The sequence below is a fragment of the Flavobacterium sp. genome (assembly GCF_043722275.1).
Classification (GTDB): Bacteria; Bacteroidota; Bacteroidia; order Flavobacteriales; family Flavobacteriaceae; genus Flavobacterium.
Window position 1 is genome coordinate 1 of sequence record NZ_JAYSPC010000115.1, and the last position, 13,154, is coordinate 13,154.

Sequence of the window (13,154 nt, forward strand, 5' to 3'; positions counted from 1 at the left end):
GAAGCAATTAACGCAATCCGGTTATCTTTCGATTCCAAAAGCGCCGTTAGAGGAAAGTTATCCTTTGACAGCTTCGCAAAACAGGCTTTGGCTTTTAAGTCAGCTTGACGGAGGTTCACTCGCATATAATATCCCTATTGCGCTTGAATTAACCGGTGTTTTGGATAAAGATAAATTCGAAGCTTCGTTTCAAAAAGTAATTGAAAGACATGAAATATTAAGAACAGGATTTAAGGCAGATGAATCAGGATTGGTGCGCCAGCATATTTTACCTGTAGAATCAGTTGATTTCAGGCTGATTCGCGAAGACTTTACTTCGGTAAATAACCAGCAGGAATCGGTATCTAACTATCTTGTGGAGCAAAGCAGTTTTGCTTTTAATCTGGAGAAAGCGCCTTTATTACGCGGCGGGATTGTAACGCTTGAAGAGCAAAAACATCTTTTCTTTTTATCGATGCACCATATTATTGGTGATGGATGGTCGCTTGAATTATTAGTTTCTGAGGTTGTAAAAATTTATAATGGATTAACCCAGGGATTAGAAACAGAACTTCCGGTTTTGAATATTCAGTATAAAGATTATGCGGTATGGCTAAACTCAGAATTGCAGCAGGAAAACCACTTGAAAAGCAAAGAATTCTGGATGTCACAATTTTCAGGTGAACTTCCTGTACTTGATCTTCCGAGCTTTAAAAAACGTCCGTTATTGCAAAGTTATAAAGGCGAGAGTATCAATTATACTTTTTCAAAAGGGTTTTCAGATAAATTAAAATCATATTCAAAAACGCAAGATGCAACCTTGTTTATGACTTTAATGGCCGGGGTAAAAACGCTTCTTTACAAATATACGGGTCAAAATGATATTATAATTGGTACGCCGATAGCGGGAAGAGAACATCCGGATCTTGAAAATCAGGCCGGACTTTATCTGAATACACTGGCAATTAGAACCCAATTCAAGGAGAAAACATCATTCTCTGAAATTGTAAACCAGGAAAAACAAACTTTGCTTGAAGCTTATGAACATCAGAATTATCCTTTTGATGAAGTAATTGGCAATCTGAATTTGAAACGCGACATGAGCCGTTCGGCACTTTTTGATGTGATGGTAGTTTTACAGAATCAAGGTCAGCTAAAAAATCTTGTAAGTAATGAAGAATTAACAGGCTTACAGATTAAAAATTATGAATTTAAGAGCGGAACATCTCAGTTTGATGTCAGCTTTGTTTTTATAGAAACAGAAGAAGGATTATCGCTTACAATTCAATATAATACGGATCTTTATGATGTTGTTTTGATCCAGAGAATGTTCGCGCATCTTGAACTTTTAATGACTCAGGCAATCGAACAAACTTCGGTTGTGGTCGAAGAGCTTTCTTATATTACAGCAGAAGAAAAACTTCAGGTAACGCAAAATTTCAATAATACTTTAGCCGAATATTCTAAAGACAAAACGATTATCGATCTGTTTGAAGAACAAGTTGAAAAAACCCCGAATGAAATTGCGGTTGTTTTTGATGATATTGAAATTAGCTATAAAGTACTAAATGAACAGGCAAATCAGCTGGGAGCTTATCTTAGAAATCATTATGATATTCAGCCTGATGACCTTGTTGGAATCAAGCTCGAAAGAAGCGAACGCATGATGACAGCGATTTTTGGAATCCTGAAATCCGGCGCTGCTTATGTGCCAATTGATCTTGCATATCCTCAATCCAGAATTGAATATATAGAAAAAGACAGCAACAGCAAAGTTATTATTGACGAAGCCGTTTTAGCATCATTTTATAAGGAACAACAGGATTATTCAACATCAAATATTGAGAAAAATAATAGTTCAAAAGATCTGGCGTATGTAATTTATACCTCGGGAACTACAGGAAATCCGAAAGGTGTAATGGTTGAGCATCGTAATGCTACAGCGTTAATTGACTGGTCGAAAGAGGAATATGCCCAAAGCAAATTTGATATTGTGTATGCTGTGACTTCATATTGTTTTGATTTATCGGTTTATGAATTTTTCTTCACTTTAACGACAGGAAAAACGCTGAGAATATTAAAGAATGCGTTAGAAATAGCCAATTATTCTAATAGTGATAAAAACATATTGTTGAACACAGTTCCATCTGTGGTGAGAAAATTATTAGAGGATAAAATTTCTTTCAAAAACATCAAAGTTCTTAATATGGCGGGAGAAATTTTGTCTACGGATATCATTGAACAATTGCCATTAGAATCGATAGAAGTCAGAAATCTTTACGGACCATCTGAAGATACAACGTATAGTACAAGCTATTTGATTACGTCAAAAACTCAAAGAACTATTTCTGTAGGTCGCCCAATTTCAAATACTCAGGCGTGGATTCTTGATGAATCGCTTTCTGCGGTTCCTGTTGGGATAACGGGTAAAATCTATCTTTCCGGAGATGGAGTTACACGCGGATACCTGAATAAACCGGAATTAACGGCAGAAAAATTCATAGAAAATCCCTTTATCAAAGGCGAAAGAATGTATGATACGGGCGATTTAGCGTATTGGCTTCCAGATGGAAACATTGAATTTATAGGCCGAAAAGATCATCAGGTTAAAATTCGTGGTTTCAGGATAGAACTGGGAGAAATCGAAACGGCAATTTCTAAATATTCGGAATTCATGAAACAAGTTGTTTTAGAAGCCAAAGAAATAAAATCAACTCAGGTATTGGCGGCTTATTATGCTGCATCGGAAAATATTGACAAAGCAGAATTGAGAACTTATCTGCAAAGTGTTTTGCCTGAATTTATGATTCCGAACTATTATGTTCAACTGGAAAATATGCCGCTGACGCCAAACGGAAAAGTAGATAAAAAAGCATTGCCAGATATCTCAGGAGAAGATATCATAAAGAAAGAATACGCAGCACCAACAAACGAAATTGAGGAGCAATTAGTTCAGATCTGGCAGGAAGTTTTAAAAGTGGACCAGATTGGGATCACGGATAATTTCTTTGAATTGGGTGGACACAGTCTTATTGTGGGTCAGCTTATTAATCGAATTAATACGCAGTTTGACGTATTGGTAAACATAAAAGAGATTTTTATATCGCCTACAATCGAAATACTAGCTTTAAACATAGAGAATGCAAAGTGGCTTCAAGAAGCTGTTTTAGAAGATTCTGCAACCAAAATATTTATATAAGAAATTATGGAAATACGTTTATTTATTAAAAGATTAAGAGAAGAAGGAGTAGCGTTAAAGTTGAACAATGATCAGCTGGAAATAGTTTTACTTAATAATCATATTGAGGATGAAACACTGGCATTGCTTAAAAAGCACAAACAAGATATCATAAATTATTTTTCAGGCATTTTGTCTAAAAACAATAGTAATGAAATTCAGCCTGTAAAAATTGCTGATTCATATCCTGTAACGGCTTCTCAAAACAGATTTTGGATTGTAAGTCAATTTGAAGATACTTCTTTGGCCTATAATATGCCTGTTGCTTTACAGCTTAAAGGGGAATTGGAAATTGCGAAATTTGAGGAATCTTTCCGTTTCTTAATTAACAGACATGAGGTTTTACGCACTTCTTTCAAATTGAATGACGAAGGTCAGCTTAGTCAGTTTATCACTTCGATGGATGATTTGGATTTTAGCCTTAACTATGTTGATTTAAGTTTAACTGCCGAAAATGAAGCAGCTGTAGCGGAATATCTTGTTAAGGAAAATAGTATTGCTTTTAATTTAGAAAAAGCACCTTTAATTCGTGTTTCGCTGATTAAATCCGGAGATCAGGAATATGTTTTCTTTATGACAATGCACCATATTATTGGCGACGGATGGTCATCAGAATTGTTGGTTAAGGAAATTGTCACTATTTACAACTCATTGATTCATTCAAAAGAGATAGAATTACCGGCGTTAAAAATCCAGTATAAAGATTATGCGGGATGGCTGAATGAAGAATTACAGCAAGAGCGTTATAAAACATCTGAAGCGTATTGGTTGAATCAATTTTCAGGATCGCTTCCTGTAATTGAACTGCCTGGAATTAAAAAACGCCCATTAGTAAAAACCTATAATGGAAATTTTTTAAATCACCAGTTTTCAAATGCCTTTTTGGAAAAAGTGACTGCTTTTTCTAAAAAACACGATGTTACTTTGTTCATGACTTTAATGTCTGGTATTAATACTTTGCTAAGCAGATATACGGGGCAACAGGACATTATTATTGGTTCTCCAATTGCAGGAAGGGAACATCCGGATCTTGAAAATCAGGTTGGACTTTATTTAAATACTTTGGCTTTACGCACGCAAATCGATAAGGATTTTAATTTTATTGACTTATTGCGTCATGAAAAAGAAGTCATATTAGGAGCTTATGAGCATCAAAGTTATCCGTTTGATGAACTGGTTGATAAACTGAAACTGAATCGTGACAGCAGCAGATCGGCTTTGTTTGATATTATGGTGGTATTGCAGAGTCAGTCAAAACTCAATAATTTTAAAGGCGGCAAACTACAAGGATTAGAGTTTAAGGAATATCAGTTAAATGATAAAACATCAAAGTTTGATTTTATTTTTTCGTTTACGGAAACGGATACCCTTTCGATGGAAATCAACTACAATACAGATATTTATGACTCATTATTTGTAGAAAAAATGGCTGTTCATTTTGAGCAATTAGTTAGCAGATTGATAGACGAGCCAGAAACAAAGATCCAGCAAATTGATTATTTAGGCGCAGAAGAAAAGCAACATCTTTTAGTTGATTTTAATGCTACTAATGTTGATTATCCAAAAGATAAAACGATAGTTGCGTTATTTGAAGAACAGGCAGAAAAAACACCGGAACATATTGCCGTTGTTTTTGAAGACAGAAAAATTACCTATAAAGAACTTAACGAAGAGGCGAACAAACTAGGACATTATTTAAGAGATAATTATAAAATTCAGCCCGATGATTTTGTTGGAATTAAATTAGAAAGAAGCGAAAAATTAATCATTTCTATATTAGGAATTCTAAAATCCGGAGGCGCGTATGTTCCTATTGATGCTAATTATCCGCAAGACAGAATCAACTATATTGAAGAAGATACACACTGCAAAATAATTATTGATGATCATCAATGGAACGTTTTTAAGTCATCTGAGATTGAAAATAAAAAAGAGAATCCTGCTTTGGTAAATTCTCCAAAAGATTTAGCCTACGTTATTTATACCTCCGGAACAACAGGAAATCCTAAAGGAGTTATGGTAGAACATAAAAGTGTTGTAAGACTGGTAAAACCAGGATCTTATTTTCCTTTAAATGAGAGTAAAGTACTTTTAAGCACGGGCGCAATTTCTTTTGATGCTACAATAATAGAATATTTTGGAACATTATTAAACGGTTCAAAACTAATAATTGCAAAACAGGATAATCTTTTAGATACTACTATTTTAAAAAGTATCATTACCGAAAATAAAGTGAATTGTCTCTGGATGACAGCCTCATGGTTTAGCCAGGTTGTAGATAGCAATATTAGCGTTTTTGAAACAATTGAACATCTTATTGCCGGTGGTGATGTGGTGTCTCCCGTTCATACAAAAAAACTTTTTGATGCCCATAAAACTATAAAAATAACGAATGGTTACGGACCTACAGAAAATACAACATTTTCTTTAACACATGAAATCAGTTACAACGATACAACTTCAATTCCTATAGGTAAACCTATCCAAAACAGTACAGCATATATTTTAGATGAGTATTTGCAGCCTGTTCCGGTTGGGATTGCAGGAACATTATATGTAGGAGGAGATGGTTTGTCACGAGGTTATCTGAATAAACCGGAATTAACATCAGAAAAATTTATAGAAAACCCATTTCTTCAGGGTACAAAAATGTACAATACCGGAGATTTAGGAAAATGGCTGCCTAATGGCGATGTAATTTATTTGGGAAGAAATGATGACCAGGTAAAAATCAGAGGACACAGAATAGAACTTGGAGAAATTGAAAGAAATATTATTGATATTGAGGAAATAAGCCAATCTGTAGTGGTAATAAATGAAAAGGATGGGGATAAATATATTGTAGCTTATTACGTTTCGGATAAGATAATAGATAAAACACATATCCAAAACTTTCTATCAAAAAAATTACCTGATTATATGGTTCCTGGCTACTATATTCAAATTGATGCAATTCCGTTGACTTCAAATGGAAAAGCAGATAAAAATGCCCTTACTCCTGTAACATATGCAAATTTTATTAAGTCCGAATATGTCGCACCGGCAAATGAAACCGAAGAAAAGTTAGTTCGGATTTGGCAGGAAGTTTTGGTGATTGAAAAAGTAGGTGTTACAGATAATTTTTTTGAAATTGGCGGACATAGTATTAAGGCTATGAAATTGATTTCAAAAATAAAAGACGAATTCAATGTCAGTTTAAAAATAAGTGAAATTTTCACCAATCCTACTTTGCTATCGCAATCTCAATATATTGCTTCTCTTGAGGTCAATTCAAACGATATTATTCCGGTATTTCAGGAAGAATCAAATTATCCGGTTTCTTTTGCCCAAAGACGTTTATTGCCGTTAAGTCAAATAAATGAAAGTTCTGTGGCGTACAATATGCCCACAACATTAGTACTAAATGAGGGTTATGATCCGGATTTATTTATCGATGCTTTGTATGCCGTGGTAGACAGACATGAAATTTTGCGAACTGTGTTTCAGCAGGATGAAGATGGAAATTTTAGTCAATGTGTCAAATCTCAGGATGAATTGGGACTTAAAGTAAGTTTTCATGATTTCTCTCAAAATCAAAAACCTTATGATGAAGTGTTTGATTATGTTTATAAAGATTCGTTCCTGCCTTTTGATGTAAAAAATGGACCATTGGTAAGATTTGCTTTGCTGGAAATTGACAAAAGTACTTTTGTATTTTACAGCAATCTGCATCATATTATTTTTGACGGATGGTCGTATAAAGTGCTTAAAAGAGATGTAATGGCTTTTTATAATGCTTTTAAAAATAACGAAAAACCACAGCTTCCGGAGTTGCGTATTCAATATAAAGATTTTACTATCTGGCAATTAAAAACAGTTAAAGGAGATGATTATCAAAAGCAGAAAACTTTTTGGCAAAATCAGTTTCAAGGCGAAATACCTCAACTGAACCTGAATTTTGCAAACAAAAGACCTAATCTTAAAACCTATAACGGTTCTACGCTGACGTATTTGATTGATGGAGATGCTTTTGAAAACTTTAAGGAATTAACAAAAACGACAGGAACAACACCTTTCCTGAATTTGCTGGGAATTGCGTCAATGGTTTTATATAGAAATTCACTTCAGAAAGAAATTATTATAGGAAGCCCGGTTTCAGGCAGAATTCATACGGATTTAGACGATCAGGTTGGTTTTTATGTGAATACGCTTCCATTAAAAATAGTTTTAGAAGAAGAGAAAACGTACCGGAATTTTATAGAAACAATTAAAGAAACCGTTTTAGCATGTTTTGATAATCAATCTTATCCGTTTGATGTCCTGGCAGAAGATTTGAATCAGGGAAGAGATTTGTCCAGAAGCCCGCTTTTTGATGTCATGCTTACATTAAATGAGTACGAAGAAATCAATGGAAATTTTATAAAATCAGGAGAATATTCAGAAGATGAATCAACAAGCAAATATGATCTTTTATTTGAGTTTGATTTATTCGAAAATAACCTTCAATGCCGTTCAACTTATAATACTAATTTATTTGAGAAAGATGCTATTGAAAAACTAATTGAAGATTTTAAAAAATTATTGGAAAATGTATCTCATGACCAATCCCTTACACTTGATGAGTGCCTGAATTCGATTATAAGCGAAAAGGAACTTTGTGAACAGGAAGATTTTCTAAATGCGATTTTTTCAGAAATAAGCGAAGATTTTTAATAACATACAGCTCTCGGATAAAAAGATAAAGTTTAATAATTATTAAATAAAAAAATGAAAAATACAAATAGAGTAGGAATTATAACCGGTGCAAGTTCAGGCATTGGACGCAATACAGCATTACGAATCGCATCAGATGGTTTTAGAATTGTTTTAAACGGAAGAAACGAAAAAGAACTTGATTTGCTAAAAGAAGAAATCAATACACAAGCCGGAGAAGAATTGGCTATAGTAATTGCCGGTGATATTACAGATAAAATAACATTGGCAAGATGCATAGAAAGCTGTAAAACACATTGGGATTTATCTCCAAGCCTTTTTATAGCTTGCGCCGGAAGAGGATTGCCAGGAACATTAATTACATCTGACGAAATGCAATGGGAGAGTTTGTGGCATACAAATGTGCTGGGATTACAACATCAGTTAAAAGCGATTTCGCAGGTTATGATAGCTTCAAAAGAAAAAGATCCGGAAACTAAAACTCCGTTGGATATTGTAGTATTAGGATCAACAATAGGTCGAAATGTTTCGCCGTTCAACTCTGTTTATGGCGCAACAAAATTTGCAACCCACGGTTTAACAGAAGCCTTAAGAAGAGAATTAGGGCCAAAAGGAATACGCGTTACACTTATAGAACCGGGTTTAGTGGCAACAAATTTTCAGGAATCTGCCGGTTATGATATGGATTGGTTTGAAAATTACTGCAATGAAATTGGTCCTGTATTAATAGGCGACGATGTTGCCAAAGTAATCCAGTTTTTAGTCCAGATGCCTGAAAATGTGCATTTAGATAATATTTCGATTAGACCAACCAGACAGTCCTATCCATAGTTCACTTAATTATTCATTTGATTATTCTTGAGATGATACAGCAAAAAAAATTAACCGATTTATTAGAATTTACTGCAAACAACCATCCTGAACGCGTTGCAATCAAGGACAGCAGTACTCATTATACGTATTCTGAATTACAAAGCTCTGCGCTTAAAATAGCTTCCAGATTAAAAAAGGAAGGAGTAAAAACGAATGACAAAATAGGGCTTTTAACAAAAAAAGACAATTTTACAATATTGTTGTTCTGGGGCATTTCTTATGCTGGAGGAATACCAATACTATTAGATGATGAGGATGAAATTCTTGTACTTAAAAACAAGATAAAATCATCACAACCATCCTTTATCATAGTCAGGGATTGCGATAGTGATAAGGAAGAAATGCTTTCAGGAACCCAAATTCTGCATGAGTCAGCGCTTATTGCAGACCTTGAAAATGAAGATCCGCTGAACGATTATCAAATAGCCGAAGTATGTTATATGATCACAACCAGCGGTACAACCGGAATGCCTAAAGTAATAGAGATTTCACACGATAATGTTTTGCATTACGTAAATAATCTGTACGAACTTTTAAAAAGACCGGATTGTTTGAACGCTGCGCATGTCACTAATTTTTCGACAGATTTAGGACATACAAATTTATTGCTGTCTCTAATATCAGGCGGAATGCTTTATATTTTTGACAGAAATGAATGCAGAGATCCTTTCCTTTTTAATTCTATTCTAAAAAAAGAACAAATCAATTTTATCAAGACAACGCCTTCACATATTGAAGTTATGCTTCCGTTTTTAGATTTTGGCGCACATTATAAAATGGATTTTCTTGTTTTGGGAGGTGAAAAACTTCCTTGGAAATTAGTGAAACAAATTAAAGACTTAAATTTATTTAATGCTGTTTTGAATCATTATGGTCCAAGCGAAACCACTGTGGGCGCTCTTGTATATCCTATAACCGAAACTTTAGGCACAGAAAACAGCGTTCCTATTGGGAAACCTCTTGGAAAAGGAAATGCCTATTTAGTAAATGAAAAAAACGGAACCGGTGAATTGTATATCGAAGGTCCGGGCGTGGGAATAGGATATTTTAATAATGATGATGAAACGAAGGAAAAATTCTTTTTTAACCAAAAAGCAAACAATCGCGGTTACAAAACAGGCGATATATGCAGCATGTCTGAAGATGGAAATTTTACATTTGTAAGAAGAGATGATAATCAGGTCAAAATTCGAGGACATCGTGTAGAACTGGATGAAATAGAATCTACATTAAATAAAAATCCGAAAATTTTATATAGCCGATTAAATACTTTTTATGAAAATAATACAGCTTCTATTGAATGTTTTATAAAAGTTGTGGATGACGAAACGCTTAAAAAAGAAGACTTATTAGTATGGCTGAAAAAATTATTGCCGGACTATAAAATACCATCTTATATTTATATTCAGGATGAAATTGTTTATACCGGAAACGGCAAAATTGATTTTAAAGCATTAAGAAAACAACACTTTACTAAAAATGTAATACTTTTTAAGGATTTAGATTTAAACAGTTGGGAAGATAATGTATTGTATTGCTGGCAGGAAGTATTTGGGATAGAAAGCAGAGACAGGCACTTTCTTGATTTAGGAGGAGATTCCTTAAGTGCAATCAAGTTTGTAGGCAAATTGCAATTGAACGGATTTGATGTGAATTTAACTGATTTATACGATAATCCTTCGTTTGAACATTTTATAGCATTAAATAAATCGCAGAAAAATACTTTGGTCAATAATGTTGTTGAATCAGCTGATTTGCAATTTACGAGTTCTCAATTGTCATTTTTAAAAAGTAAATCGCTGGATTTAAATCCTTATACACAAACTTTATTATTTGATGTAAAAGGCGAACTGAATATAAAATTACTAGGAAAAGCAATCGAAGAATCCTTAAAATCGCATGAAAGTTTTAACCTTAAATATATCAATGTAAACAACAGTTTTTTTCCTGAAAACAATCTAAATCCGCCCGCTCCATTAGTGGTGTATAATTTAAATTCAGAAAAATTATTTACAGATCAGTTATTGCAGATTACAGGCGATTTAGTTAACACAATTTCGATAGAAAATGGTATTTTGTTTCAATCGGCATTGATTATTGATACAGGAAAAAATCTTAATTATTTATTTTTTGTCAGCCATCATTTAATTACCGATGCCATTTCCTGGAATACTTTGCTGGAAGAAATTTTATGGCGATATGAATCGTTAGATCAGGAAAGACCATTGCCTGTGAGCAAGGAACAAATTCAGAATCTTTTTTATAAAAAGAATGAGGAAGAAAAAGAATCAGAGAAATATTTAAAAAGACCTTTAGGAATTAGTAACGAAATTAAAAGAATTCCAGTAAATCAAAGCAATTCGGGATTTTCTAATTCAGTAGTTTCTATTGCTGTCGCTAAAGAATATTCTGAAAAACTGAGACAATTGGAAACAATGTCAGAAAGCCATTTAAAATTGCAGGATTTTTTCTTAAGCGGATTCCTTACTTCTTTATTTGATTTTTACAACATCGGCGGATGTTCTGTAGATATAGAGTTTCACGGAAGACCGGAGGAAAATGGAGGAGTTGATTTAAGCCGATCAGTTTCATGGTGGTCGACAACTATTCCGGTTGATTTTACTGAAAACCACAGATCCGTTCAGCATTTAAAAGAATTTATGACTCCTATTGCGGGTTATGCAAACAACATTAATTCGCACAGGGATATTTTTTCAAATACAAAAAAAATAAAGTCTGATATTCGTTTTAATTATTTAGGCAAGTTTTCAGATTCCTATGAAAACACCTCTCTTAAATTAACTCCGTCGCATTATACAACGGCGCCAACAAGATCTGATAGAAATAACAGCGAATATAAATTGTTTTTTACAGGAAGGTTTATTGGCGAGAATTTAATTTTTGATATTCAATATAATACAAGTTGCTTTACAAGTCCTGAAATACATAAACTGGCAAATCTTTTCCTGAACAATTTAGCAAAGCATACTGGTTTAGCATCAAACCATAAATTGGCTGATTTTGCAGGTCTTTATTACAATAACGTTTGTACGGTTGGTAAGTCAATGCTGAATTTTCCTATTCATAAAACTAAAAAACACAACAAGACAATTTTATTAACCGGAGCAACTGGCTTTTTAGGATCAAGTGTTTTAAGAGATTTATTGCTGGACGAAGCAGAAGTATTTTGCCTTGTTAAATCGGAAAACTTATATAAAGCAAAACAAAAACTAAAAGATACGCTTGATTATTATTTCCCCGGAGAAATGCTTGCCGAAAAAGTCAGTAATACTATAGTTCTTGGAGATTTGTCAAAAAGGCATTTAGATCTCGATGATTATAATTATCTCGCGAATCATATTGATGTTGTAATTCATTGCGGAGCAAATGTTAATCTTGTCAAATCTTGCGAGGAATTAAATGATACGAATGTATTTGGCACAGAACAAATTATTTCTTTTGCCAAAGAAGGAAAAGCTAAAACGCTGCATTATATTTCGACATTAGCAGTAAGCGGCTATACAACAACTGCGGGACAGGATTTTTCAGAACATCATTTTGATATTAATCAAAAATTCCTGTCGGGATATGAAAAGTCAAAATTTCAGGCCGAAAAAATGGTCAGAGCGGCTTTTGCTCAGGGATTAAAAGGCAAAGTGTATCGGGTAGGGCATATAGGCGCACATTCGGTAACCGGTAAATTTCAAAAAAATGCAAAGGATAACAGAGTAATTCAGGTTTTGAACGGGATCATGGCATTAAATCAAATTCCGGCTTCTTACAACGAAAAAATATCTTTTTCATATGTTGATGTTATTTCGAATATAGTATCGTCAATGGCATTGCAAAAAATAATTTGCGACTTAGATTGCATTCATTTAGAAAACACGGCTTATTTTTCTATTAAAGAAATTGCATCTATGATGAACCAGATTGGTTATCCATGTAAAATTGTAGATGATGTTGCTTTTAAAAATGCCGTATTGCACTTTAAAGGTTCAGAGAAAGAGTATGAATGCATTTATGGTTATAATATTTGGGTAAACAGGTTTCTTTCGCAAAAAAGAAATGTAAAGTATCTGAGTAATGATTCAAATGAAATTTTTAGTACATACGGAATCACTTTTCCTAAATTATCAAATGACTGGCTTAAAAAATTAATAGTTGGTCAGCTAAAAACTGAAATTATTGAAGAAGTTAGTATTTGCTAACTGTTTTAAAAACACACAAATAGACACAAAGGGTTTGACTTTTTAATTAAAGTTGAACCCTTTTTTTATGCTTAAAATTGAGATATGTCTTATCACGACTGACTTCAAGTGTTTTTAATAACGCTTGAAACCTTCCTTAAACACCATTTTACCATACTGAA

4 protein-coding genes are annotated in these 13,154 nt (G+C 33.6%); all 4 read left to right on the forward strand.

From position 1 onward, the window contains the following. Window positions 1–3,178, forward strand: a 3,178-nt coding sequence (locus ACHZDT_RS14510; RefSeq protein ID WP_394775338.1) for an amino acid adenylation domain-containing protein, incomplete at its 5' end; no start/stop codon positions are given. Between the two features lie 6 nt (window positions 3,179–3,184). Beyond that, the gene (locus ACHZDT_RS14515; RefSeq protein ID WP_394775339.1) at window positions 3,185–7,909 is read left to right on the forward strand and encodes an amino acid adenylation domain-containing protein; all 4,725 of its coding nucleotides are present in this window, start codon (window positions 3,185–3,187) and stop codon (window positions 7,907–7,909) included. 54 nt (window positions 7,910–7,963) lie between these two features. Further along, window positions 7,964–8,740 (forward strand): SDR family oxidoreductase, encoded by a 777-nt coding sequence (locus tag ACHZDT_RS14520; protein ID WP_394775340.1) that lies wholly within the window; start codon window positions 7,964–7,966, stop codon window positions 8,738–8,740. A gap of 32 nt (window positions 8,741–8,772) precedes the next feature. Then, a complete protein-coding gene (locus ACHZDT_RS14525) occupies window positions 8,773–12,993 on the forward strand; it encodes an AMP-binding protein (RefSeq protein ID WP_394775341.1) in 4,221 nt (1,406 codons plus the stop codon). Window positions 12,994–13,154 lie beyond the last annotated feature (161 nt).